At 41.0% G+C, this 26903-nt stretch carries 21 protein-coding genes and 5 tRNA genes; 9 read left to right on the top strand and 17 right to left on the bottom strand.

The features are described from left to right. Window positions 1–54: 54 nt before the first annotated feature. The 16 genes from ilvD to panC form a co-directional block, all read right to left on the bottom strand. Window positions 55–1755 (bottom strand): dihydroxy-acid dehydratase, encoded by a 1701-nt coding sequence (ilvD, locus tag BWD42_RS14040; RefSeq protein WP_077437040.1) that lies wholly within the window; start codon window positions 1753–1755, stop codon window positions 55–57. Beyond that, window positions 1739–2629 carry a branched-chain amino acid transaminase gene (locus BWD42_RS14035; RefSeq protein ID WP_077437039.1) on the bottom strand — a complete coding sequence of 297 codons (891 nt, stop codon included), beginning with the start codon at window positions 2627–2629 and terminating at the stop codon, window positions 1739–1741. Before BWD42_RS14035 ends, ilvD begins: the two co-directional genes overlap by 17 nt. Window positions 2630–3025: 396 nt before the next feature. Next, complete coding sequence (gene atpC, locus BWD42_RS14030) at window positions 3026–3274, bottom strand: ATP synthase F1 subunit epsilon (protein ID WP_028071934.1); 249 nt, start codon at window positions 3272–3274, stop codon at window positions 3026–3028. Window positions 3275–3383: 109 nt separating this feature from the next. Beyond that, entirely contained in the window at window positions 3384–4886 is a 1503-nt protein-coding gene (gene atpD, locus BWD42_RS14025) for a F0F1 ATP synthase subunit beta (protein ID WP_077437038.1), read from the bottom strand. A gap of 368 nt (window positions 4887–5254) precedes the next feature. Further along, complete coding sequence (locus BWD42_RS14020; protein WP_077437037.1) at window positions 5255–5905, bottom strand: hypothetical protein; 651 nt, start codon at window positions 5903–5905, stop codon at window positions 5255–5257. Window positions 5906–6089: 184 nt separating this feature from the next. Next, complete coding sequence (locus BWD42_RS14015; protein ID WP_077437360.1) at window positions 6090–8003, bottom strand: DUF294 nucleotidyltransferase-like domain-containing protein; 1914 nt, start codon at window positions 8001–8003, stop codon at window positions 6090–6092. 8 nt (window positions 8004–8011) lie between these two features. Continuing rightward, window positions 8012–8635 (bottom strand): 3'-5' exonuclease, encoded by a 624-nt coding sequence (locus BWD42_RS14010; RefSeq protein ID WP_077437036.1) that lies wholly within the window; start codon window positions 8633–8635, stop codon window positions 8012–8014. 377 nt (window positions 8636–9012) lie between these two features. Further along, window positions 9013–9585 (bottom strand): DUF4136 domain-containing protein, encoded by a 573-nt coding sequence (locus tag BWD42_RS14005; RefSeq protein ID WP_077437035.1) that lies wholly within the window; start codon window positions 9583–9585, stop codon window positions 9013–9015. A gap of 259 nt (window positions 9586–9844) precedes the next feature. Further along, complete coding sequence (locus BWD42_RS14000) at window positions 9845–11488, bottom strand: NAD+ synthase (protein WP_077437034.1); 1644 nt, start codon at window positions 11486–11488, stop codon at window positions 9845–9847. Window positions 11489–12162: 674 nt separating this feature from the next. Continuing rightward, a complete protein-coding gene (locus tag BWD42_RS13995; RefSeq protein ID WP_077437033.1) occupies window positions 12163–12762 on the bottom strand; it encodes an FKBP-type peptidyl-prolyl cis-trans isomerase in 600 nt (199 codons plus the stop codon). A 262-nt stretch (window positions 12763–13024) separates the two neighbouring features. Beyond that, complete coding sequence (locus BWD42_RS13990; RefSeq protein ID WP_077437032.1) at window positions 13025–13714, bottom strand: FKBP-type peptidyl-prolyl cis-trans isomerase; 690 nt, start codon at window positions 13712–13714, stop codon at window positions 13025–13027. Window positions 13715–13789: 75 nt separating this feature from the next. After that, a complete protein-coding gene (locus BWD42_RS13985) occupies window positions 13790–14257 on the bottom strand; it encodes a DUF255 domain-containing protein (protein WP_077437031.1) in 468 nt (155 codons plus the stop codon). 44 nt (window positions 14258–14301) lie between these two features. After that, window positions 14302–16638 (bottom strand): TonB-dependent receptor, encoded by a 2337-nt coding sequence (locus BWD42_RS13980; RefSeq protein ID WP_077437030.1) that lies wholly within the window; start codon window positions 16636–16638, stop codon window positions 14302–14304. A 355-nt stretch (window positions 16639–16993) separates the two neighbouring features. Next, window positions 16994–17356, bottom strand: a complete 363-nt coding sequence (locus BWD42_RS13975; RefSeq protein WP_077437029.1) for a hypothetical protein — start codon at window positions 17354–17356, stop codon at window positions 16994–16996. Between the two features lie 110 nt (window positions 17357–17466). Then, complete coding sequence (gene panD / locus BWD42_RS13970) at window positions 17467–17817, bottom strand: aspartate 1-decarboxylase (RefSeq protein ID WP_077437028.1); 351 nt, start codon at window positions 17815–17817, stop codon at window positions 17467–17469. Window positions 17818–17972: 155 nt separating this feature from the next. Further along, window positions 17973–18821 carry a pantoate--beta-alanine ligase gene (panC, locus tag BWD42_RS13965; RefSeq protein ID WP_077437027.1) on the bottom strand — a complete coding sequence of 283 codons (849 nt, stop codon included), beginning with the start codon at window positions 18819–18821 and terminating at the stop codon, window positions 17973–17975. Window positions 18822–18969: 148 nt separating this feature from the next. On the opposite strand from panC, the gene BWD42_RS13960 reads away from it, so the two are divergent. The 4 genes from BWD42_RS13960 to uvrC all read left to right on the top strand — a co-directional run bounded on the left by BWD42_RS13960 (window position 18970) and on the right by uvrC (window position 25135). After that, window positions 18970–19788, top strand: coding sequence for a glycogen/starch synthase (locus BWD42_RS13960; protein ID WP_077437026.1), 819 nt, complete (start codon window positions 18970–18972; stop codon window positions 19786–19788). 324 nt (window positions 19789–20112) lie between these two features. Further along, window positions 20113–20592 carry a 2-C-methyl-D-erythritol 2,4-cyclodiphosphate synthase gene (gene ispF / locus BWD42_RS13955; protein ID WP_077437025.1) on the top strand — a complete coding sequence of 160 codons (480 nt, stop codon included), beginning with the start codon at window positions 20113–20115 and terminating at the stop codon, window positions 20590–20592. Window positions 20593–20883: 291 nt separating this feature from the next. Continuing rightward, window positions 20884–23154 carry a transglycosylase domain-containing protein gene (locus BWD42_RS13950; protein WP_077437024.1) on the top strand — a complete coding sequence of 757 codons (2271 nt, stop codon included), beginning with the start codon at window positions 20884–20886 and terminating at the stop codon, window positions 23152–23154. A gap of 169 nt (window positions 23155–23323) precedes the next feature. Beyond that, window positions 23324–25135: an excinuclease ABC subunit UvrC gene (gene uvrC / locus BWD42_RS13945; protein WP_077437023.1), complete on the top strand. Its 1812-nt coding sequence runs from the start codon at window positions 23324–23326 to the stop codon at window positions 25133–25135. Window positions 25136–25296: 161 nt separating this feature from the next. Here the strand turns inward: uvrC and era are convergent, their stop codons facing one another. Further along, a complete protein-coding gene (gene era, locus BWD42_RS13940) occupies window positions 25297–26175 on the bottom strand; it encodes a GTPase Era (RefSeq protein WP_077437022.1) in 879 nt (292 codons plus the stop codon). Between the two features lie 115 nt (window positions 26176–26290). On the opposite strand from era, the gene BWD42_RS13935 reads away from it, so the two are divergent. The 5 genes from BWD42_RS13935 to BWD42_RS13915 all read left to right on the top strand — a co-directional run bounded on the left by BWD42_RS13935 (window position 26291) and on the right by BWD42_RS13915 (window position 26887). Beyond that, window positions 26291–26363, top strand: a tRNA-Met gene (locus tag BWD42_RS13935). A gap of 59 nt (window positions 26364–26422) precedes the next feature. Continuing rightward, window positions 26423–26495 (top strand) — tRNA-Met (locus BWD42_RS13930). A gap of 57 nt (window positions 26496–26552) precedes the next feature. Next, window positions 26553–26625, top strand: a tRNA-Met gene (locus BWD42_RS13925). A gap of 58 nt (window positions 26626–26683) precedes the next feature. Further along, window positions 26684–26756, top strand: a tRNA-Met gene (locus BWD42_RS13920). A gap of 58 nt (window positions 26757–26814) precedes the next feature. Next, a tRNA-Met gene (locus tag BWD42_RS13915) sits at window positions 26815–26887 on the top strand. Window positions 26888–26903: the final 16 nt, after the last annotated feature.

Genomic DNA, 26903 nt, shown 5'->3' with positions numbered 1-26903 from the left:
TGTGGCTTATTAAGTGTCTCCCACTTTTAACTTTTTAATTTTGACTTTTAACTTCTACAAATCTGTTACACAGCCTTCTGAGGCGTCAGCTACAGTTTTAGCATATTTGTATAATACACCTTTGCTGACTTTCAACGCTGGTTGCACCCAGGCCGCACGACGTTGTGCGATCTCTTCATCCGAAAGAAGTACATTGATACTGTTGTTGACGGCGTCAATTTCGATGATATCGTCATCATGGACTAAGCCAATTAGTCCCCCTTTGTAAGATTCGGGCGTGATGTGACCGACGACAAAACCGTGTGTTCCTCCGGAGAAGCGGCCATCTGTAATCAAAGCCACGGATTTACCTAAGCCAGCACCGATAATCAATGAAGTAGGTTTAAGCATCTCAGGCATACCCGGAGCGCCCACAGGACCTTCATTTTTGATAACGACAACATCTCCTGGTTTGATTCTGCCGGAAGCTATTCCAGCAACTAAATCATGCTCACCGTCAAATACACGAGCAGGACCGGTAAATTTCTCGCCTTCTTTTCCAGAGATCTTCGCAACGGACCCTTTTTCAGCTAAGTTACCGTACAGGATCTGTAAGTGCCCTGTAGCTTTGATCGGGTTGCTTAATGGTTTGATAATAGGTTGCTCATATTCCATAATGGATTTAACATCCGCTAAGTTCTCTGCAACTGTCTTTCCGGTTACAGTGATACAATCACCATGTAATAAACCTTCATCCAAAAGATATTTCATCACGGCAGGCGTTCCACCAAACTGTTGAAGATCCTGCATGAGGTATTTACCAGAAGGTTTAAAATCTGCCAACACCGGGGTCTCGTCGCTCATACGTTGGAAGTCATCCTGAGAAATATCAACGCCTACAGCTTTACCGATTGCGATAAAGTGAAGTACGGCATTGGTACTTCCACCCAAGATAACGATGGTACGTAAGGCGTTTTCGAATGCCTTACGGGTCATGATATCCGAAGGTTTAATATCTTTTTCCAGTAAGATACGGATGTATTTACCCGCATCTAAACATTCATTTTTCTTTTCTTCAGAGATTGCCGGATTAGAAGAAGAATATGGCAAGCTCATTCCCAATGCCTCGATTGCTGAGGCCATCGTGTTTGCGGTATACATACCGCCACAGGCACCGGCACCGGGACAGGTATGTTTGATGATACCTTCGTAATCTTCATCGGAAAGGTTGCCACAGATACGTTGTCCTAAGGCTTCAAATGCAGAAACGATATTTAGTTCCTCGCCTTTATAATGACCGGGTGCTATCGTGCCCCCATAGACCATTAGTGAGGGGCGGTCCAAACGCGCCATAGCCATAATGGCACCGGGCATGTTTTTATCACATCCAGGAATAGAGATCAAGCCATCATAATATTGACCACCACAGATCGTTTCAATACTATCGGCGATTACATCGCGGCTGACCAGTGAGTAACGCATACCATCCGTACCGTTGCTCATCCCGTCGCTGACACCAATGGTGCCAAAGGTCAAACCGACTAAGTCATTGTTCCAAACCCCTTTTTTGACGATTTGCGCCAAATCATTAAGGTGCATATTACACGTATTACCATCATATCCCATGCTGGCAATACCGACCTGTGCCTTGTCCATATCGGCATCTGTCAGGCCGATACCGTAAAGCATGGCTTTAGCAGCAGGTTGCGTTTCGTCTTGTGTAAATGTACGGCTGTATTTGTTCATTGCATTTTCGCCGTTAGATGATGACTTCATAATTTTCGTTCTCTAATACTAAATTTTTATATCTTCTTTGGATAGATGCCCCTATGCTGTGTTCCCACTCTTCTTGATAGATCACATCATCAACTTGTTTGATTCCGATAATTTCAGCTGCTGTACCGCATAAGAATGCGCTGTCGGCAGTATAGATATCTTCTACTGTCAATGGCTTTTCAATGACTTCGAAATTCAGTTTTTTACAGATGTTTTTAACCGTCTGCCGCGTAATGCCGGGAAAAATGTTTTTCGCTGGCGGCGTATAGATTTTGAAATCTTTCTCGATAAAAATATTCTCGCTTGAAGCCTGTGCCACGAAACCTTCATGGTCAAGCATTAGTGCCTCGTCAAAACCTCTTTTGATGGCTTCTGTAGTTGCCAGAATAGAGTTTACATATTGGCCTGATATCTTCGAGTCGGTTTTGAAAGATTTTGGATTAGGTCTTTTGATGTCAGAGATACATACACGTAAAAGGTTCTGACCGAGATAAGGCCCCCATTCCCAGGCGGCAATCATCAGATTAGCCTCTGTAGAAGACGTCAGGTGCATATTCGAACCTGTGAGCACCAAAGGACGGATATAAGCTTCCCGTAAATTGTTAACGGCCAGAAGTTCATAACATTTGTCAATTAGCTCCCGGTTACTCCATTGATAAGGAATATTAACCGCTTCGCAGGATTTTTTTAATCGGTCAAAATGCTTGTCCGCTTTAAAGATGCGCGGGCCATTATGGGTGTTGTACGCACGTAAACCATCGAATACGGCGTAGCCATAATGAAGCGATTGTGCAAAGGGATTCAATGCAGCCTCGGAGGCTTTTACAAAAGCTCCATCCAAATAAATCAATGTGTTCTTGTCGTAGTATTTCATAACCCAAAATTTACCTTATATAAATAGTTCCCCTGTTTGGTTTTTTGCTGGTAAATCGCGCTATCTCAGGCTGCTGTAAAAACCTTCGATTTTCATTTCCTCAAGGTAGCAGGAATTACAATAATTGGCAATAGCTAAAGTGCTAATTTTCTATTTAGAATAAAATTCTATGTTATGTTGTTTTATAGAATTTTAAACTGTAATTATTCGGTTTTTACGGTTTTAAATTTTGTTAGTCGTATACCATATTTAAAATTGGTCTACATGGTCAAAAAATTATTTTTTGTTACAAAGGGCAAATTTCTTCCTAAAATGAAGAAATTGTCAAAAAAACTTTAAAAAAAAAGCTTCCGATATTTCTATCGGAAGCTTTTCAATATTTTAAAATCAATTGATTTAATCTCCGATAATTCCTTCAGCAAGCACGGTAATGACATTGTCTTTAGCTTCCACAACACCACCTTTAATGAACACTTCTTGTCCACCTTTACCTTGTTGAATAATTACTTTTCCATCTTCCAAAGTAGAAACAATAGCCGCGTGGTCTTTCAGAATTTGAAAGGAGCCAGCAGAGCCAGGGACAGTAACCGATGTTACTTCGCCTTCGTATACTAATTTGTCGGGAGTGATAATTGTTAATTTCATTATTCTTAGATATAAGATTTGAGATATGAGATTTGAGAACTTTAGGTTTTCAAATAGATATGAGATAATCGAAAGTCTATTATCTCATATCTATGGTCCAATATCTAAATTAAACTGCTTCTGCTAATAATTTCTTACCTTTTTCGATAGCATCGTCGATGTTACCTACCAAGTTGAAGGCAGCTTCTGGATATTCATCAACCTCACCATCAATGATCATGTTGAAACCTTTGATGGTATCTTTGATGTCTACCAATACACCTTTTAAACCTGTAAATTGTTCTGCTACGTGGAAAGGTTGGGACAAGAAACGTTGTACACGACGTGCGCGGTGTACAGTTAATTTATCTTCTTCAGATAGCTCGTCCATACCTAAGATGGCGATGATATCTTGTAATTCTTTGTAACGTTGAAGAATTTCTTTTACACGTTGTGCAGTATCGTAATGTTCAGCACCTAAAACAGCAGGAGAAAGGATACGTGATGTAGAATCCAAAGGATCCACAGCAGGGTAGATACCTAACTCAGCAATTTTACGAGACAATACTGTCGTTGCGTCCAAGTGAGCGAAAGTTGTCGCTGGAGCAGGGTCAGTTAAGTCATCGGCAGGTACATAAACCGCTTGTACTGAAGTAATAGATCCGTTTTTAGTTGACGTGATACGCTCTTGCATCAAACCCATCTCTGTTGCTAGGGTCGGTTGGTAACCTACAGCTGAAGGCATACGGCCTAATAGTGCGGATACTTCAGAACCAGCTTGTGTAAAACGGAAGATGTTATCGATAAAGAATAGGACGTCACGACCTTGACCTTCGCCATCACCATCACGGAAATATTCAGCAACTGTCAAACCTGACAAGGCAACACGTGCACGTGCACCAGGAGGCTCATTCATCTGACCGAATACGAAAGTACATTTAGAGTCTTTCATTAATTCGTGGTCAACAGTGTCCAAAGGCCATTCGCCTTTTTCCATGCCTTCCATAAAATGCTCACCATATTTGATGATACCCGATTCCAACATCTCACGCAACAAGTCATTACCTTCACGTGTACGTTCACCTACACCGGCAAATACCGAAAGACCACCGTGACCTTTAGCAATGTTGTTGATCAGCTCTTGGATTAATACGGTTTTACCTACACCGGCACCACCGAACAAACCAATTTTACCACCTTTTGCATATGGTTCTAAAAGGTCAATAACTTTGATACCAGTAAAAAGTACTTCGGATTCAGTTGATAGATCTTCGAATTTAGGAGGGACGTTGTGGATAGGACGACCATTCTCTTTATTCAAATCTTGGATACCATCAATGGCATCACCAACTACATTGAATACACGACCTTTGATTTCTTCACCAACAGGCATTTTGATAGGAGCACCAGTATCGACAACTTCCATTCCGCGAACCAAACCTTCAGTTGCGTCCATGGCAATTGTACGTACACGATCCTGACCTAAGTGTTGTTGAACTTCCAATACAACACGTTGTCCATTTTCTTTTTGAATGTACAATGCATCGTAAATTTTAGGTAGATTTTCACTGTCGGCGAAGTTGACGTCAACAACTGGGCCGATAATCTGCGCTATTTTACCAATCTTGGGCATATTATAGGGACTAAATATTTATTAATCAATTTTGTATAAGAGACATAAAAGGCCTCTTTTTTGGTCAGCAAAAATAAGGTTATTCGTTTTTAAAAACAAATAGAATTTGCAATTAAATTACATTTTTATTCATGTATGTCAAAATGTTATCTCTTGTAATTCTGTTAGTTTGGATTCCTCTTGTTGTAAATATACCTTTTCCGAGCTGTTGATCATCCTATTTTTTTGCAGCAGCACTTCTTTTTCAGATGCCCATGTGATTGGATGCGTATGGTATTTAAATGTTATCGACCTGAAGCGAGGTCAAGATTGAGCGTCGATTCAGGTCGATAAAAACAGAGAATGTATAGTCTTTGAACTAGGCTATCCTATATCTTTTTATTGAGTTCATCCTGCAATTGACGTTTCAGCAATTGTTCTTTTTCCATTGCCTTTTTACGGAATGTCGCAAATTCTTCCTGCGACTGTTCCGCTGTTTTCTGAAATTCTACCGTGTCAACCTTAGCTTTTCGATAAGAAAATAGGAAAATAAAGGTAGCAACAGCCAATACCGCAATGATCGTCCAGACAACGGTGCTATATAAACCTTTGGAGGTATTGATGCCCATGAATGAAAAACTGTCCGTTTTTTGCTGTTCCTGGGCGAGCTGATCTTTTAATAGCTGAATGGAATCCTGTAAGTTTTTCGTATTGGCAGTATAGTTACTGGAAGACGATTTTAAAGTAGTGATTTCCTTGCGCAACTTCGCAACTGTGTCGACAACATTCCTTTTTACGATTTCCAGGTTGGTTTTGCGAACCATCTTGAAGTCGTAGTTATTTTTTGATATATAATTTAGGTGATCAAATTGATTGGCCAAAGTCCCTTTTCTTAGTCCATCGGGGCTATATTTATAAGCCTCATTAGCCTGCTGAGTAGCGGTAACAGGCGCTGCTGCAGGAGTTTGAGCCTGTAATAAAGTGTACGATGAAATAAATAAAATCGTAAAGAATACAAATGCTAATCTCAATTTGCTCATGTTGTTTATTGTTATTAATAAGTTTAATCCGGATATTCCAGCCACAAAGCTAGTATATGCCTGTGATAAATATAAGGAATTATTGAAAAAACGAAAATTGAAAGTGAAATATATTTTAGTAAAGCATTAAAGGATAATAAAACCAAAATGGAATCAATACCACGCCAAGGCCATTCATTTATTATTATCCGAACATATTATTTGTAAACTTCAACTTGATCCCCAGTTGGAAATTGCTTATTGATTTAAATATTTCCTTTAATGTAGCTTTCTCAATTTTTGTCAGGTTCTCCATGGTAATGTAATTATCCGGGTTCAGCTTTGCGATCCGGATCTGATTCGTTTGATTTTTTAACCGGATGGACATCAGATAGTAATACGATTGATGGAGTTCGTTGTATTGTTCCTGGGTAAATATTCCCAGCTTTAACAGAGCCTTGAGCCTACCACCGGTATTCTCCTCGTAGATCTGATTTTTCAGCGCATATACCCGTACCAGGTCAACAATAGGTGTCATTGCTTTCTTTATATTGAATACTTCTGTCGACCCGATGGTCTGTGTTTTTATGGTTTTGAAAAAAGTCAGCGGCGGTTCGTATTGCAAGGCATTTTTCGCAATGAAAGCAAAAAAACGTTCGTTAGGTTTTTGTAATTCGGCGGTCAGAAAGGCTTTCAATTGGTCTATAATGCCCTGATCGCCATATAATCTCCGGCAGTCAAAGAAGGTGGAGAACTTTATGGCATTTTCGGGGACGCTCTCCTCGATCCACATTTTATAATTGTTTTTCCAATGGGAAAGTGAATGCGTCCACTCGGGATTGCTGGCCATATAACCGCCGGTACAATAGCTGAAGCCAATGGTATTCAGGTGATCCGAAACCTCACGCGCGAATTTTAAAAAATAATCCCGAACATATTCCCGCTGTTCATTGGCCTTGTCCTCATATATAATGGCATTGTCCTGGTCGGTCATCAGCGTCTGCTCTTTGCGGCCTTCACTTCCTGTAACCATAAAAACAAATTTGGCTGGTGGTTCACCCATTGTTTTGATCACTTTTTCGATCACTTTTATGGCAATACTGTCTGCCACGGTAGTGATGACTTGATTGGCAATTTCGGCATTTACCCCTCTGCCCAATAACTGATGGATGATTTCGGGTACATTGTTCCATTTATCCCTTAATTCTTCGAGTGTTTCGGCAAGCTTTACCGACTGGACAAAAACCAGTGGGGATTGCCCTTGTTCACTCAAGAGCCGATTGCGGCTCAGAAAGCCAACGTAATCTCCTTCTTTTTCAACAAGGAGATATCGCGATTTGGTATGGAACATTTTGAGTACGGCTTCATACAGATAGGATTGATCGGAAATACTGACGATGGGGTTGTCCATAACCGAAGCGATAGGAGTTGTGACAGCTACCTGCTGCGCGATCACATGATCTCTAAGGGTCATGTCGGTGACATAACCAATGATACGTTGCTCGTCTCTGATGAATGCGCAGCTTACTTTATGCTGGGCCATCACCCGTGCAACTTCGTAAATGGCGGTATCAGCGTCGCAGGCTACAATGTCTTTATATACAATGTGTTCGATCTTGCGGGAGTAGAGCTGGTCGGCAGCAAAATAGCTTTCTTCGAAAGACGCTGGAGACTTGACAAAATGCGAGAACTCCTCATCTAGCATCCTCTTGCCAAAGGAGCTGGTGAAAAATTGAAAGAATTCTTCATTGGCATTGCAGAGTTCGATAAAATTCTTCCGTGGTAAGCGATAGATGAGCGTTCCTTTTTTGGCAAGAACAGACTTTAGTGCTTTCGTTCGATTTAATAGCACGGAGATGCCTCCAAAACAATAGGGATTATGATGGATTTCAACCAGCCTCTTGTTATCTGAACTGTCGAGGAAAAATGTTTCATATTCACCTTCCCAAATCAGGTCTACACCTTCCATATCCGTAATATTCTGTCGATAAACTAAGCTATCTTTTGTGAAGCGGTAGGGGTACATCAGTTCGACCAGACTGATCTGAACAGTTTCGGGCAGTACCTGAAAGGGTTGGGTAGACTTGAGCAAGGAAAGGATATCTGCTGTATTTTTCATCGTCGATGTCATGATAAGATGTTATTGAATTCCCCTTGTTGTTTGCTGATATCTTGTTCACCAAGCTCCGTTCGTTGCAGCATTTCGAAATAGCATCTTGCGGTAATTTCCGCATCTATTTCGGCATTATGTATCGCCGCGGGTATTTCTGAAAACAGGGCTTCGTGTAGCAATGCCAATGGCAAGTGGACCATGTTGGGATTGCGCACATATTTTTTGCTGTGCATTAGGGTGCAAAAGTACTTCAGTCCATGGAATGGAATCGGTAAGCTGGTGCGATGGTATTCTGCACAGAGCACCTGTAGATCAAAAGAAAGAAAATGCCCGACCAGTTGAGGTTGATATTTTTTGATGTCGTGGCTGAACTTGCGAAGCACATCTTTTTTCTTGTCACCGTGTTGCATCAGAAAAGGCGGAGTAAGACCATGAATCTGTTCGGAAGCGGGACTGATCGGAATCAGTGGTTCATAGATATATTTATTGCTGCGTTTGATCTCTTGCTGTTCTTCATCAAAAATAATCCAGGCCAATTGGAGTACATGCGGCCAATTTTCACTGTCCGTATATTTTCGATCCCATTTTTTTGGTAATCCAGAGGTTTCGGTATCTAGGAATAAAAAATATTTTTTCAACAGCTGCTCAGTATTAATTCCAGCTAAACTTAGCTAAAATCCTTTTGATATGCAATGGCAGGATCGTCTTAATCCATTTGGACTAAGTGTCGCCGGGGGAGAATATTATATTGAAAATGGAAGCTCAATAGGAATAAAACGGTAACGATAGGGTTGTGGTGAGACTGGGAACCAGTGGTTAGCATGTGATTCGAATTAGATCAGAAGATTGTATAAAATTCTCGTTTTTAATTGAAACTTTGGACATTGCGACAACGTATACAACACAAAAGCCCGATTTACGATGAAATCAGGCTTTTGTGTACAATTGCTTTCCGTCATGAGCGGTAAAGCAATCTACTGTGTCGTATAGCGGGAGGGCTTTGCCCGGACCAGCTTTATTTTTTTATTGTTTTTATGGGGAACAACTCTATCACACCTTTCGCTACTTTACTGATGTTGTTGATCGCCTTTTCAGGATTATCCACATCACCTGAACCACGTGCCTGCCAGATGACCGAATTGGTTTTGCGATCGATCGCTTCGATGATTAGGTGACCGTAGCGGTAGCGTTCTTTTGCCACGGGGTAATATCCACCACCATAAAAATAAGGTGAAAACCAAGGTCGGTACCAGCCCCAAGGACCACCCCATCCATAATATCCGCCGCCTCCATAGACCAAACGGCTTTTGTTGTTGACGATGGTAATATAACGGAATAACAAATCTGGGTTATCTTTTGAATATTGGAGTCCCTTTGCCTCTAAAGCCGTATTTGCAGCATCCAAAATATTAGTTTTGGCAATGTCATTGTCAAAATAAGATTTCGAAAGTGAGTCTACCGGAGGTAGCCAGGCATATGTTTTAAAAGGAGTGAAATCCATCTTTTCTACCCGGGTGGTATTATATTGATAAGACGAACATGATGCAAGCGCGATGCAGAGCACCAAAAATAATAGTATCTTTTTCATCGTAGTAATTTGTTTATTAACTGTGATGAATCTATCATGAGTACGGATTTTCTGCGTTTAAGCAGTATACTCATGATGGTTTCATGGCCTATATGGAACTTAATTTAATTTACTTGTTTTAATTTCTTAATTATCCGCTTGTACAGTCTTCAGATTAACTGATGCCCTAGGGCAATTCGTTATTTGAGCTGTATGTACTGGATTTAATTTTTAATGTTAGACAAAAAACTGTACATATGGTTTAATCTTAAATGTAAAATTAATAGGAATATTTTGCCACCAATGGAATCTGTCTTCCAACGCCAAAAGCTTTGGCGCTAATCCGAAGGATTGGTGGTGCTTGAAAGCGTTTAAATTCAGCATTATTGACCAATTTATTTACTCTTTCTACTAACGCTTTTTCGAATCCCATTGCTACAACTTCGGAACCGCTCTTTTCGTTTTCAATCAATTCGAATAGGACCTTGTCGAGCAGATCGTACGCTGGCAGGGAATCCGAGTCTTTCTGATCGGGGCGTAATTCCGCGGAAGGAGCTTTTTCAATGGTATTGATGGGGATAATTTCACGCTCGCGATTAATGTAACGTGCCAGATCGTACGCTTTAGATTTGTAGACATCGCCAATAACGGAAATGGATCCGGCCATGTCGCCGTATAAGGTGCCATAGCCGACTGCGGCTTCACTCTTATTGGAAGTGTTTAATAGTATATGGCCAAACTTGTTCGATATCGCCATCAGGATAACGGCGCGTGCACGCGCCTGTATGTTTTCTTCGGTGGTATCAGCCTGCAGGCCTTCAAAAATCGGGGCAAGCGTATTTTCGTAGGCGGAAGCGATATCCTTTATAGGGACAATATGATGTTTGCAACCTGTATTGCTGACCAGATCCATAGCGTCTTTGATGGAATGGTCTGAAGAGTACACGGAAGGCATCAAAATGGACAGCACATTGTCGGCACCCAACGCCTCACAGGCTAAGGCTGCGACTAAGGCCGAATCCAATCCGCCAGATAAACCGAGTACCGCTTTTTTGAATCCTGATTTTTGGAAATAATCCCGTAGTCCCAGGATTAATGCATCGTGGATGAGCGCAATTTCAGTGACGGGCTCTTTGACTGACGCTGTGGTGGAGGTGATATTTTGCTGATGATAGGTAACATATTGCAGATCATCTTCAAATCGTTTTAATTCGGCAATCTTTGTTCCATCGTTGTTAAGTGCTAATGATCGGCCATCAAAGATAATATCCATATGTGCCCCCACTTGGTTGACGTAGATCAATGGACGATTTGATTTTTTGACCTGCCGGGCGAGTACCTTGACACGTTCATCAAAATGCGTATAGGAAAATGGAGAAGCAGCAATATTGATCAATAGATCGGGATTTTCTTTTCTGAGTTCGGCCATAGGGTCACCCACATAAGAATTGCCTCCCTCATCATCGTCCCATAGATCTTCACAAACTGTCAGAGCAATTTTTACCCCCTTCAACATGATACAGTTGAATCGCTTATTGGGTTCAAAGTAGCGATATTCATCAAAAACGTCGTAATCAGGTAGCAAGCCTTTTTTTACAATGTTTCGAACAGCACCCTGTTCAATAAATACAGCAGTATTGTAAAGCTCTTTCCCTTCGGGATCGCTGTTCCGAACGGGGGCACCAATGATACAGGCGATTTCTTGGCAGTGGCTTGCAATAGCATGGATAGCTTCATCACACTGTTGTTTAAATACTTTATTCCGTAATAAGTCTTTCGCAGGATAGCCACCAATAGCAAGTTCCGAAAAGATGATGAGATCTGCAGATGCGTCTTTGGCCTGCTTGATTGCCTGAATTATTGCTGTTGTATTTGCTTCAAAATTACCGATATGGTAATTCAGTTGTGCTAAAGCTATTTTCATCCGTTTTTATTTTTCTTTTTTTTAGATCCGCAATTAATATATTCCAATACGATGCTGTCTCTACCTACAAATTTATTCCTTTTTATTGAAAGTGTTTCTTTTATTACACACTGTTTTTTTGATGAGTTGACGTATCATAGCGGCTTTGTTCTGTCCATCTGCACCTAATTAGCAAGGACGATGCTGATCTTTCAATTCGCTTGCATAATGATTAAAAATATTGCATTAAAAAAAGAGGTTTAATGTTTATTGCAAAGTGCTAAAATGTTTTAACATAATTTTAACAACGTTAAATGCTGTTAAATTTCTTGACATAAAAGGGAATGTGTCTTACCTTTGATATATCAAAACAGAAAGATATATACAAAATAATATATAAAGAACTTTTCATAATTTAGGTTAATAATTGGTTAGGTAAAGCTCGGAGTTCCCCACTTCGAGCTTTTGTTTTTTTAAGCTATTTGTCTCCCTCTTAGCAGTATTGTTACGTTTATCGTTGGTTAAAAACGCTGTTGCTTTCGACCGTTTTCCGATCGCTAAAGAGATGGGATGCCGAGCTATTTGAGAACATCTATCGTTGATTAGTGTAAGGAAATATAAAAACGCCCAAAGCAAGTGCTTGCTTTGGGCGTTTTTATATTTGATAAATACTATCGAGTTTTATGCTACGAAAGCTATTTGATGTCCACGACTTCTATAACAAAATCCAAGGGAGAATTAGCCGGAATTTTTCCCATTGCACGATTTGCATAACCCCATTTGGAGGGAACCATGATATGAATCTTGGAACCCTTTTGAAGACCTTTCTCTGTTAATCCGCCCAGTTTTACATCGCCGATTTTCTTTGGTGCAAAAGCAAATGTCCAAGCGGGAATGATCGAGCTGTCGAAAGGATAATAATAACCGGTATTGGTGAGGATCTCAAAATTCGCTGTTTTATCTGCCTCGGTTTGGTCGAAAATACTGCCGTTTAAGAGTCTGCCGGTATACTTAACAGTAGGCTGAACTTTAAAGAGCTTAGCGTTTAAGGTATCCACGATTCTATATTGGTAATTTCCTTCGCCTTCAGCTAAAATTTCATACCAAATTCCCTTTTCAGAATCATACTGTGCATTAGGATATTTGCTGTCGACATAATTTTTAAGCAGGGTGGAATCCGTCTTAAATTGCGCCTCTGCGTCATACACAGGAGCATCTTCGCTTTTGCTACAGCTAACAGCCAGAAGAGCAATAGTTGCAATTCCTAAGAATAATGGCGATAATAATTTTTTCATAGTATTATTGATGTGTAAAAAAACATTTTTATTTTAAAAATGACCCTTAGCAAATGTATATTATTTTTTGTTGTCGTCTATTGTTGCTGCAATAATTAATATTTGTAAGCAGATTGAAATAATCTGTAAAATTGTATTACAATCGTTCTGCAGTACTATCAGATAAATTTGGCAAAAAATCTATCTATACGATATTATCGAAGCAATCAAAAAAAAACCATTCTCAGTATGAAAATGGTTTTCAATTAGCTTTGTTATTCTATTAATTGGAAGTTGCAGCTCCAATGGTAGTAACTTCTATTGTATACGCAACAGGCGTATCTTTAGAAACAGTCACTTTTTCACTTCCGTCTTTATATTCTTTCTGATCAAAGCCTAAATAAGAAGGTGCTACAAAGCGGATCTTGGATCCTTTCACTAGTCCTGTTGTCGTTAAACCGTTGAATTTTAATTCACGACCATCTTGACTAATTACTTTTGGGATAAAAGCATAATACCATGAACCTCCATATTTGGTAATTGCAGGTCCTAAATTACTGTAATTAGTAGGAGTGCTTTCTTTGCTTTGATCGAATACAGTTCCGTTTAATAATTGTCCTTTGAAGTTGATAGTTACTGATGGGGAGGTTATTACATAGGCTCCGTTTCCAGCCTGAGCTTTATAAGTGTAAGATGTTTTATCTCCTGGGTTTAAAATTTGATAAATAATCTTGGTGGAGTCATCTACAACGTAATTAGGTTGTCCGGCATCGTCCTTGAAGTTTTGTTTTGCATATTCTAATAGCAAAGGAGCTTGAATTTTATATAAGGAATCTTGTCTCGCTTTTTCTCTTTTGATAGCTTCTTCTTGTTGTCTGTAGTATGCATCCCAGTCAAAATTATCTTTGTTACAAGACGTGAAGATCATTCCCAGGCACAAAAATGCCATTAAAAATTTCGTGATATTTTTCATAATTTCTTAAAGTGTGTATTAATTATAAAACTCAAAACGCAGTAACGCTCGGTTTCGCTACACAAATATGTTAAATTATTCTAAAAAATCATTTAACTCTTTTGAGTTCAGGTATTTTTGTTGTATATTTTTTAATCGAAATCCGCTGTCAAACCGCAGTATACTTGGGAAAACCATTTGTTTACCTTGCAATAGCTGTAAGGCCAGCGGATGATACTGTCCGGTTCTTTTCCTGCTGGATTTTGCTTTCCAAAGGCTTTGATCAAAGCTGATTTGCTGCACAGACTCTGCATCCAGTTTGACTGCATAGTAACGTTTATTGATGGTTGTAGCAAGATCCTGTTTTGTAAATATTTCCCCTTCCATTTTTCGGCAATAGCTGCACCAGTCGGTATGGATAAAAATGAGGGTCTCGCGCGGTGCTCCTGCCAACAGGGAGTCGAGCTGTTCAAAGCTGACCCAATTTATCCGCTCTTGTCCAAAATGGAAGAGCGGATAAAGTAAGCTGACCAGCAGCAGGCTTATTTTCCTAAAATATTTCATTGTTCTCCTTTTGTTTATGGAACATTTATCCCAATACCGCTGTTCTAATGAAAATGGCCTATACGAAGACCAAAAGTATATGTTCGTGGACGGGTTGGACCATAGATGTAGTCCGAATCCCGTAATGCCCCTTTGTCAAAATCCTTTTGAAAAGCGTTGAACATATTCTGTACACCGCCAAAAAATTCAATACTAAAATCCTTGTGTACAGGTAGTGTATAGCCCAGGCGAAGATTCAATTCAACAAAATCGCGCGCGTTTTTGAGCGTCATGATATCTTGCTGTATATGGGGAACAATCATTTTGCCTGTGTATACTCCCGTCAGGTCGACAGCGAACCGCTTCGTCGCTTTCAGATTGGTATTCATATACCCGTAAACATTCGGCGTACGAACATATTTCCTTGTCCAGATGTCATGTGTGTCTTGTTCACCTTCGTAGATCAGCTGGTCTTTTTTATAACGTGACCGTTGAATTGTTCCCCCGGCCTGTAAGGATAACCAGGATGAAGGTGCAACGTTAATTTCGACATTGGAGCCATATACGCGAGCCCCTTCGCCATTTTGCATCTCCTGAATGATCAGCCCATCCTGCTGTGAAGCCATGATATTGACAAACTGATTGTTGAGGTCGGTGTAGAAACCTTCGACCAAAAAGCTTGTTTGCACATCCCCAAAATTCTTAGTGTAGCTGAACGATCCTGTATAGGCGTTGGAATATTCGGTCTTCAGGTTTTCACCGATCAGGACAAACACCTGGTTGCCGCCGATAGAAGTCACGTGCATATCTTCGTTAAATGCCTGTGGAGCTCGGAAGCCACGTGCGTAGCCCCCTCTGAACTGTAGATCTTTTGTCAGATCATAGAGGATTGTCAACCGGGGGCTGAATGTTCCGAAACGTTGATCCGAACGGCGGTTTATGCCGGCTAGGCTGTATTTGCCATCGACATAGGTATAATCGTACCGTGCACCGATCAGGGTTTTGAAAGTTGCAAAGGGCTTCCATTCATATTGAGCGTAGGTGCCCAATCCTTTATTCTGCTGATCAATTGTCCGTTTATATCCTGGGATTTCATCTTGGGTGTCATTATAAGAAAACTCAACACCTGCGGTAAATACATCTTTTTCGAAATTGTAGGTATATTGACTTCCCACAACCAGTGCAATGTCATCGGTCTTGCCATACGAATTGGAAGCAAGCGTACTGTCTGCTCTGGTTGTTCCGCCAGCAAGTCCACCATAATAGCTGTCACGAACGGTTTTCTGGACGGATCCATAGGCAGAAAGCTTATGTTTAAAGTCTTCGGAATAGTGGTCGTAGGTAATACCCCCGACGATAGAACTGGTTTGCAATTGCTCGGTGATCTGCGTTAGGTGTGGTACTTTGTCCAGTTGGTCTCCACCCCGACGAAATTCATTGACGGTACTAAAGTCTACCGTAATTTTATCCAGGTCGCTCGGTTTGTAAAATACTTTGGTACCAAAGGTGGTGTTGCGGAGTTTGGTGATCTCCGAAAATCCATCGCCGTTAGCGTCGTATGACTCCCTGTTGCGGTGCATGCCATAAAATGTTGCGCCGGTTTTTAGATCTTCTGCGACAAGGGAGGTGTTGAAGTCGACGGTGTTGTCCCAGCTTTTGCCGCCAATCAGCGAATTGGTGGTTTTTACCTGCCAGTCACTTTCGACGGGATCTTTGGTAATGATATTGATGGTTCCGGCAATGGCGTTGGCGCCAAATAGTGCCGAACCGCCGCTGCGGACGACCTCAATCCGGTCGATCATACTCGTCGGGATCTGATCCAGTCCATAGACACTGTTCAGTGCGGAAAATACAGCCCTGCTGTTGATGAGTATCTGTGAATATGGGCCTTCCAGGCCGTTGAGCCTAACCTGTGAGAAACCGCAGTTTTGACAATTGTTTTCCACGCGGACACCCGGTTGGTAATTCAGTGTCTCTGACATTGCTACGGACTGTGTGGCATTAAAAAGCTTGGGGCCGATAACATTGACGACTACCGGAGCATCTTTACGTTTTACACCATAACGTGTGGCTGAGACTACGACCTCATCTAGATTGAGGTTGTCTTCTTCAAGCTGAATCTGTAGCGGTGATTTTAAGGTGTCCAGTCCGATGGTTTTTGTGAGCGAACGATAGCCCACAGCGGATATATTTAGTGTTACTTTTGCCGTCGTAAGATTATTGAATTTAAAGTGCCCGTCAGCATCTGATGTCGTGGCTGATTTGCTGTTCTTTACCGTCAATGTGCCCGAAGCAATGGCTTCATGGTTTTTATTGAATAAATATCCCTCCAGTGTTGACTGTGCATATATTGAGGATGTTCCGGCCAACAAGGTCGCCAGTAACGTGTATTGCTTTAGCATTTTTATAGAATTGAGTATGTTGTAATTTCGTAGGAAGAGCAGTTCGCCTGTGCACAGGGCTTATCGCCTTGCTTTTTCGCATTAGACGACACATGATCTAGGGGAACCATTCTTGTTATTTAAGAAGTATACAGTTGATCCGTTTCCTTAAAATCGCTAACATGTTGCACATAGCTCATCTTTTTTTACTTTTTAATCATTAAATAGGACGATAGGGGTTTATGCCTATGGGCAATTAAACCAAAACCTTGGTTGCTATTTTGTAATGGCGAAAAATAAATAGACGAACAGATGCCGGAGGCATTGCCAGCTATAGTGTACAGTTTTAATGTTGGATTTAACGGATAAACCGTTGTTATGCAAAGCAGGGGGGGCCGCGGAGGTAATAGGATCTGATTGAGGTGGTCGCAATTTCCGGACATATCGAATAATAGTGCGTTGACTGAATCTCCCTTGGTATAGGAAGTTCTAGAACCAGGAAAGTGGCCTGAACATAGGTGTTCTGATAGATGACATTCAGATAATCAATCTGATCATCGGTCTCTTGCGGTTTTTGTTTCTTTGTAAAATCATAAGGGTGCGTGTGCATCACGATTTCCCCATTTGATTTTACCTCTTTGTGCATAAAAATAACACCCGAAATAATAATCAGCGACATCAGAGCCAATTGGAATGATGCGATAAGCTGACGCAGATTTTTTGTTATTTTTAATTGCATAAAAAAGCGCTACCTGTTAGAGTAACGCTTCAAAAATACGATTTTTATTTAGCAGTATATAGTTCTGCTAGATAAAATTATTGTTAAGTACTGTAGTAAGTACCTCAATACTATCTGATCAGATGATTGTTGTCATCAGGGAATACCAAGGCCGGCGTAAACCGTTTTGCTTCCTCAAAATCCATTGTTGCATAAGAAATAATAATAATGATATCGCCAACCTGCACTAGACGGGCAGCGGCTCCGTTTAGGCAGATCGTACCCGATCCACGTTGTCCCGGAATGACATAGGTTTCCAGGCGGGCCCCATTATTATTATTTACGATCTGAACTTTCTCGTTAGCGATGATATTTGCAGCATCCATCAAATCTTCATCTATCGTGATACTACCCACGTAATTCAATTCCGCCTGTGTGACTTTCACGCGGTGAATTTTGGATTTCATTACTTCTATTACCATGGCGCAAAGGTAGAGTTTTTTTTAGTATTGTATATAGCTGTGGCGCGTATTGGGACATTGGTACGACATTCTATGGATATCGTGCTGTTTTTTGACTTGATAACAACAAAATTATCAAGGTAAAAGCTTCTGTATCCGTAAAATGTCACCTTTAACTAGGTGAGGATCATGTTGTCAATAAGACGTACGCCTTCTACCCATGCAGTGACAAGTGCTACGTGTTGCTTGCTTGTATCAATCTGTTCGACTTCTTTGAGGGAACTGCTTTCGCAGATCGCAAAATATTCGACCGTTACGCCTGGAGTATCCGTTAAAATTGTCAGGGCCTTCTTTTTGATTTCCCGTAATCCGCTGTTGTCCGCAATATGGTCTTTCAAATATTGTAAGGCACGGGAGAGTGCAAGCGCTTTTGTTTTTCCTTCGTCGCTAAGTCGCATATTCCTTGAGCTCAAGGCCAGTCCGTGTTGATCTCTGATGATGGGGCAGATTGCCAGTTGGATCGGGAGCGCTTTGATCTCGATCATACGCTGGATGACCATGACCTGCTGAAAATCCTTTTGACCGAAGCAGGCAATATCGGGCTGTACTAGGGTAAACAATTTATAGACGACCTGTGTTACACCCTGAAAATGGCCCGGACGTTTTTCGCCTTCCCAGATCTGATCCAGTTCACCCAGGTCAATATGCCAATTTTCATTCTTGTCGGGATACATTTCTTCAACCGATGGCATAAATAAAATGTCACAATCGACAGATTCCAGCAAACTGATATCATTTTCAATCGGACGTGGATATTTCTCCAGGTCTTTGGGATCGTTAAACTGTGTAGGGTTGACAAAAATGCTGCAAACGCGGATGTCACTGATCGGTCTGGCATAATCTAATAGGGATAGATGTCCTTCATGAAGTGCTCCCATGGTGGGGATCAAGGCTATTTTTTTACCTGCCGAGCGTGCTTTTTGGAGATGTGCTTGGAGTGCTGCTTTCGTTTTGAAAATTTCCACTTTACTGAATAGTTTTTTGTTGGCAAAGTTGCGTATTATTTTGGGAATATAAAACGATGATTGATAGTAAATTGCATGGTAAGTATTTTTTTTGTACCTTTGTAGACCGATTTTACTGTTCGAAAATAATAAATAAAAATAACTGGAGATGGCAAAAACGAAGATATTGTTTATTACTCACGAGATGTCGCCTTTCCTCGAATTAACCAAAATTTCTGAAATTACACGTCAACTGCCTCAAGCGATGCAAGAGAAGGGTTTTGAAATCCGTATCTTGATGCCTCGTTTTGGGAATATCAATGAGCGTAGAAATAGATTGCATGAGGTGATTCGTCTTTCAGGCTTGAACATTATTGTGGATAATAATGATAATCCGCTAATTATTAAAGTAGCTTCACTGCCTGCAGCCCGGATGCAGGTGTATTTCTTGGATAACGAGGACTACTTTCAGCGTAAAAAAGTTTTTAGTGATGAGCATGGCGAATTCTTTGCAGACAATAATGAGCGTTCGGTGTTCTTCTGTAAAGGAGCGTTGGAAACTGTTAAAAAATTAGGCTGGTCGCCGGATGTAGTTCACTGCCATGGCTGGTTTTCTGCTTTGGTACCTGCTTACGTGAAAACAACGTATAAGGATGACCCTACATTTAAGGATGCAAAAGTGATGTATTCTTTGTTTAACGAAGAATTTAAAGGAACATTGGGATCAAAGTATGCTGAAATGGCTCCTGAAGGTGCTTTTAAAGCTGAAGATGCCCAAGTATATGGCGATGGTAGCTATGAGGCGATCTATAAAGGTGCATTGCATTTTACGGATATGGTTGTCGTGGCTGATGAAAATGTCAATACGGAGATCGTTGATTTCGCCAGATCCAAAGATATTCAGGTTTTTGAGCCTAACGGTGATCAGGACTACGACGCTTTTGGAGAGGTATACGATCAGTTTGCGCCTGAAGAGGTAGAAGCATAATTTGCTTTTCTTACGGATCTGCATAAAACAAACAGACAATAAATTATTAAAAAGGGCTATTTCCAACGAAATAGCCCTTTTGTGTTACTGCCCAATATGTTTTTGGTGTATCCTATGCTAACTAAAACATCATATCGATACTAAACTCCATTTTAGAATATCGGCACTAAAATGGTATCTTCGTAGCTGTAAAAGATCATGAGCGTAAATAGCCGCTTCGGTAAATCACCGACTTATGATAAATGTGAACTTTGGCAGATAAACAGCGTACAAAGAACTTTTTTATTACGTTGAAAAACGTATTCTCATAATATAATTGTAGTAATGAAAATTAAGGTAGGATTTGGGTTTGATGTTCATCAGATAAAAGAGGGACACCCATTTATTGTTGGTGGTGTGCAGTTGGAACATCATGCTGGAGCTTTTGGTCATTCGGATGCCGATGTGTTGGTACATGCGATCTGTGATGCTATCCTTGGCGCAGCAAACCTCGAAGATATCGGTTATCATTTTCCCAATACGGATATGCGTTGGAAGGGAATTAGTAGCTTGTTGTTGTTAAAAGAGTGCATGGGTTTGATTCAGGCCAAAGGGTACCAGCTCGGTAACATTGATGCCATGCTTTGCCTTGAGGCACCCAAGATCAAACCTTATATTCCCCAAATGAAGATTAAATTGGCTGAAGCGACCGGATTGGATATAGATGATATTTCCATTAAAGCGACGACCAACGAGACAATGGGTTTCATTGGTCGGCAAGAGGGCGTTGTAGCCTATGCTGTTTGTTTAATTGAACGGGTTTAATGCTAGATAGGTAAACATTTTCATGTTTTAATGCCTACTTTTGAATGAATTAATAATACCTTTGTTCGGAAGCATTCTTTGGCACATTATCTGATAGAGTGGACATTAAATATGACAGGCATAATGAAGCCTACTCATAGGGTAATGGGGAAATATCATGTTGAGAATAACAAACAGTTAAAAATAAGATATTTCTTATGTGCTTTTCGAAGACAGTATGCTATGCGTATGTGAATACCATTGCAGGCAAACATAAATGAATAATATTTGCATAAGAAATTTAGTTAATAGATGAAGCGAGTATCAAAAAAAAATCAACTGACTGAAGGCGATATAAAACGATATACATTCAATTTTTGGAAGATCATCATCGGCATTGTAGCCCTTGGATTTCTATTTATATTGAGTATACGTCTTGGTTTATTCGGGAAATTACCTTCGTTTAGCGATCTGGAAAATCCAAAAAGTAATTTAGCGTCCGAAGTCATTACCGATGACCACAAAGTATTGGGTACATACTATGTTCAGAACCGCTCGAATGTCAAATACAGCGAATTATCACCGTATTTGGTTAAGGCTTTGGTATCTACCGAAGATAAGCGGTTTTATGACCATTCAGGCATAGATTATTCCCGTACGTTTACGGTTATTTTCCATACCCTGATGGGTAACAAACAGGGCGGTAGTACCATTACACAGCAATTGGCGCTTAATCTTTTCTCTGATGGTCGTCAAAAAAATTTTTTAAAGCGTGTAATCCAGAAGTTTCAGGAATGGGTGACAGCTGTTCGTCTGGAAAGAAATTATACCAAGGATGAAATTGTGACCATGTATTTCAATACCGTAGATTTTGGGGCGTACAATACGTACGGAATAAAATCTGCTGCGCGTACCTATTTCAATACCACTCCGGATAAACTTACTGCCGATCAGGCTGCGCTTCTGGTCGGGATGCTGAAAGGCCCGGGGGCCTATTCTCCGGTGAGATTTCCTGAAAAATCAAAAATACGCCGTAATACGGTGTTAAATAATATGGTGGCCGCTAATTTTATTTCAGCAGAAGAAGCGTCGGATGCAAAGGCGAAACCGCTTGGGCTCGAACTTAAGATTGCAAACTATGGTGAGGGATTGGGCCCTTATTTCAGAGCTGTGTTAAAGGACCAGATTAAGAAAGAATTTGCTAACCTTAAAATCGTTAAAGCAGACGGTACACCTTATGACTTAGATCGTGATGGATTGAAGATCTATACCACAATCAATATGTCCATGCAACAGTATGCCGAAGATGCACAGAAAGAGTGGATGAAGCAGTTGCAGTCCAAATTTTCTGCGCAATGGAAAAATAGGGATCCGTTTAAAGGTGATAAAGCAAAGTTGTTGATCAGTGGAATGAAACGTTCTGACCGTTATCGTATCTTACGTGAAGAGGGCTTAAGTGAAGACGAAATCAAGAAGGCGTTCAACGTGAAAGTGCCGATGAATATCTTTACCTGGAAAGGTAGTAAAGATACCATGATGACACCAATGGATTCTATAAGGTACAACAAATTAATGTTGCGCAATGCCATGATGTCCATGGAACCAAAGACCGGGCATATCAAGGCCTGGGTCGGGGGGATCGATTTTGACCACTTCAAATATGATCAGGTTAAAATGGGGACACGGCAGGTGGGATCTACGGCCAAGCCATTTACTTATGCCGTGGCAATCGATAATGGCTATTCTCCTTGTTATAGTATTCCAAACTATCAGCAAACTTATAACGGATGGACGCCAAGGGGAAATGCGCAGGGCGGAAATCCGATTACTTTGGCAAAGGCATTGGCTTATTCCCAAAACTTTGCAACGGCCTATCTGGTGCATGAAGTGGGGGCTGCTGAGGTTGCCGCGCTGACCAAACGGATGGGGATAACGAGCGATGTTCCTAATTACCCTTCTATTTCATTGGGGGCTTACGAAGCATCTGTGTTTGATATGGTAGGCGCTTATTCTGCCTTTGTTAACCAGGGGACCTGGATTGAACCTACGGCCATCTTACGTATTGAAGATAAAAATGGAACTCCAATCTATGATAAGGCGCCGAAAGTAGTGAAAGCGCTGAACAGCGAGTCTGCTTATATTATTGTTGATATGCTGAAAAAAGTGGTATCTCAAGGTACTGCGAGACGTATTCAATGGAAATATAAACTGACGAATCCGATCGGTGGTAAAACGGGTACTACCAATGACAACTCCGATGCCTGGTTTATTGGTATCACGCCAGAACTGGTTACTGGTGTCTGGACTGGAGCCGAAGATCGCGGGATTAGTTTTGACCGGATGGAATATGGACAGGGGGCTGCGGCCGCAATGCCGGTATTCGCGTTCTTCATGCAAAAAGTCTACAAAGATTCAAAGTTAAAATATACAAAAGGTGATTTCGAACAACCTCAGGGTGGATTGACCCGTGTTATTGACTGTAATCAGTACTGGGGCGGGGGTGGCTCTGATGTAGAAGATGGATCTACAGATTCAAGCAGTAAGGATGAACCGAAATTAAAGGATGATCGTTTGGGATTTTAGCTGCCTACAAGCTGTCTTCACTTTCTTGTTTTGACTTTTTAGATTTGAACATGGACGTTAGTTATACGAGCTTGTTTTCAAAGATTAAAGGATAAGGAGATTAGTTTTACAGAGCCTGGTCTCTGTAAACGATCTCCATTTTTAATTTTTACTTTTTAATTTTAAAGTTTTGACATTTGACTATAGGGAAGAACTGAAGAAGATACCGCATCGACCGGGCGTCTATCAATATTTTGATAAACATGATGAATTGATCTATATCGGTAAGGCGAAAGACCTTCGTAACCGGGTAGGGTCTTATTTTGTCAATGAAACTCAATTGAACGGTAAGACCCGGGTTTTGGTCCGTAAGATCAACCGTATTTCTTTTACTATAGTTGATACCGAAATTGATGCATGGTTGCTTGAAAATTCGCTCATCAAGAAGCATAAACCAAAATACAATGTCATGCTTAAGGATGACAAGACCTACCCATGGATTGTCATCAAAAATGAACCCTTTCCGCGTGTTTTTTGGACACGACAATATATTAAGGATGGCTCCCGTTATTATGGGCCGTACCCTTCTGTGGGTATGATGCATATCGTGCTGGATCTGATCCGTGAATTATTCCCGCTTCGGACCTGCAACCTGGCGCTTACCCAGGAGAATATCCGAAAAGGTAAGTTTAAAATCTGTCTTGAATACCAGATCGGGAATTGTAAAGGGCCTTGTGAAGGCTATCAGTCCGAGGAAGACTATGACCAAAACCTGAGTGATATCAAGGATATTCTGAATGGTAAAATTTCCGTAGTCACCAACCGGTTAAAGGAAGGGATCGCGGCAGCGGCGGCGGCCCTGGATTTTGAACGTGCCCAATTGATAAAAGCCAAGCTGGATAAACTGGATAACTATCAGAGCAAATCTACCGTTGTTAATTCTTCCATTACGAATGTCGATGTATTTAGTATTGCCTCGGATGAGGGCTATGCATTTGTAAATTACCTCAAAGTAATGAATGGTGTCATCATTCAGACGCAGACGCTGGAAATGAAACGCCGTTTGGATGAGAGTGAGCAGGAATTACTGTCACTGGCGATACCTGAAATACGTGAGCGTTTCAAAAGCCTGTCGCGTGAGATTATTGTGCCGTTTGAACTGGATATTGAGGAAAATGAACGCATACGTTTTACAGTTCCTAAGCTGGGCGAGAAGAAAAAGTTGTTGGAGCTATCCCAAAAAAACGTGGCTTTTTTCAGAAAGGAACGCCTGTTGCAATATGAAAAGCTGAATCCGGATATCCGTACCGAACGTATTTTAAAACAGATGCAGAAAGATCTTCGCATGAATGTGTTGCCACAGCATATTGAGTGTTTTGATAACTCCAATATCCAGGGAAATTATCCTGTATCGGCCATTGTGGTGTTTAAAGATGCAAAGCCTTCCAAAAAAGATTATAGGCATTTTAATGTGAAAACAGTGGAGGGGCCGAATGATTTTGCAACCATGGAGGAGGCTGTTTTTAGACGCTACCGGAGATTATTGGATGAAGATCAACCTTTGCCGCAATTGATTATTATCGATGGTGGTAAGGGGCAGTTAGGTGCTGCATTGAAGAGTCTGCGCTTGCTGGGGATAGAACGTAAGGTAACTGTCATCGGTATTGCCAAGCGACTGGAAGAACTTTTCTATCCTGGAGATCAGTATCCGCTATATTTAGACAAGAAATCGGAAACGTTAAAGGTCATTCAGCATCTGCGTGATGAGGCCCATCGCTTTGGCATCACTTTTCACAGGAATCAACGCAGCCGGAAGACCTTTGTGTCTGAACTGGAAAATATTCCCGGTATCGGAAAGACAACTGTGGAGAAGGTTCTGACTGAGTTTAAATCGGTTAAAAGGGTAAAAGAAGCTTCGGATGAGGATCTAAAAAAAGTGCTTAATCTGAAACAGATTAAAGCACTTCGTGCATATTTTAGTGGAACGAGCTTATCAAGCTAGACTGATTTTTCCGATATCGCTATTTTGTTTTCTTTATTCATTTTTGCGATATTAAAAATGGATAAAGAAAAATAGACTGCCTGGTACAAAAACTAAAGTAACTAAGCCATAGGCTTGTACAACCAAATCTCAATACTCAATACGATCTACTCAATACTTGATTAATCGTCGTAACCAAAACGTTTAAGGTAGTTCTTTTTGCTTCTCCAATCAGGGATCACCTTCACGAATAGTTCCAGGAAAACCTTACCATCGATAAATTCTTCTATATCCTGACGGGCGTAAGTGCCTACTTTTTTGATCATCGCACCAGCTTTGCCTATAATAATGTTCTTTTGGGAATCCCGTTCAACGATAATCTCTGCAGCAATGCGTGTAATATTTGCTTCCTCTTTGTAGGAGGTAACAATGACTTCAGTGCTGTAAGGGATTTCCTTGTCATATAATTTGAATACTTTCTCGCGGATCATTTCCGAGACAAAGAAACGCATGGACTTGTCTGTCAGTTCATCTTTTTCGTAGTAAGCCTCATGGATCGGCAACTTATCTTTGATGTACTGCATGACGGCCGATACATTGTGATCTAGCTTAGCCGAAATAGCGAAGATCGTGTCCGGATTTAGTTTTTCCTGCCAAAACTCGATTTTGGCCTTTACCTCTTCTTCCGAAGATTTATCTATTTTGTTGATCAGGACAGCTACTGGAGAATTTGTCTTACGTAATTTTTCCAAGACGTCATTCTCATCGTATTTTTCGTGGATATCAGTCACAAATAAAATAATGTCCGCATCGATAAGAGACCCCTGTACAAAGTTCATCATTGATTCCTGTAGCGAATAGTTCGGTTTGATGACGCCGGGCGTGTCGGAAAACACAATTTGATGGTCTTCATCGTTTACAATACCGATAATGCGGTGTCTTGTCGTTTGCGCTTTGGGTGTGATGATAGACATCTTTTCACCCACTAAAGCGTTCATTAGGGTGGACTTACCAGCATTTGGCTTTCCGATGATACTTACGAATCCTGCTTTATGTGACATTTTTCTAAATTTTATTAGGATTACAAAGAAACAAAATATATCTTTGTACTCCAATTCGGAAGGATCATAATCTTGTTTTTTAAAAAGAAAAAAGCAATTTTGTTCAAAAATATATTGCGGGGTGGAGCAGTTGGTAGCTCGTCGGGCTCATAACCCGAAGGTCACTAGTTCGAGTCTGGTCCCCGCTACTAAAGAAGAGAGCCGGTTTGCAATGACCGGTTCTTTTTAAAGAAATCAAAAAATACATTGCGGGGTGGAGCAGTTGGTAGCTCGTCGGGCTCATAACCCGAAGGTCACTAGTTCGAGTCTGGTCCCCGCTACTAATGAAAGAGCCGGTTTGCAATGACCGGTTCTTTTTAAAGAAATCAAAAATACATTGCGGGGTGGAGCAGTTGGTAGCTCGTCGGGCTCATAACCCGAAGGTCACTAGTTCGAGTCTGGTCCCCGCTACTAAAGAAGAGAGCCGGTTTGCAATGACCGGTTCTTTTTAAAGAAATCAAAAATACATTGCGGGGTGGAGCAGTTGGTAGCTCGTCGGGCTCATAACCCGAAGGTCACTAGTTCGAGTCTGGTCCCCGCTACTAAAGAAGAGAGCCGGTTTGCAATGACCGGTTCTTTTTAAAGAAATCAAAAATACATTGCGGGGTGGAGCAGTTGGTAGCTCGTCGGGCTCATAACCCGAAGGTCACTAGTTCGAGTCTGGTCCCCGCTACTAAAGAAGAGAGCCG

Origin of the sequence: Sphingobacterium sp. CZ-UAM (assembly GCF_002000245.1) — a bacterium.
Classification (GTDB): Bacteria; Bacteroidota; Bacteroidia; order Sphingobacteriales; family Sphingobacteriaceae; genus Sphingobacterium.
This window is presented reverse-complemented; position numbering and strand designations above follow the sequence as displayed.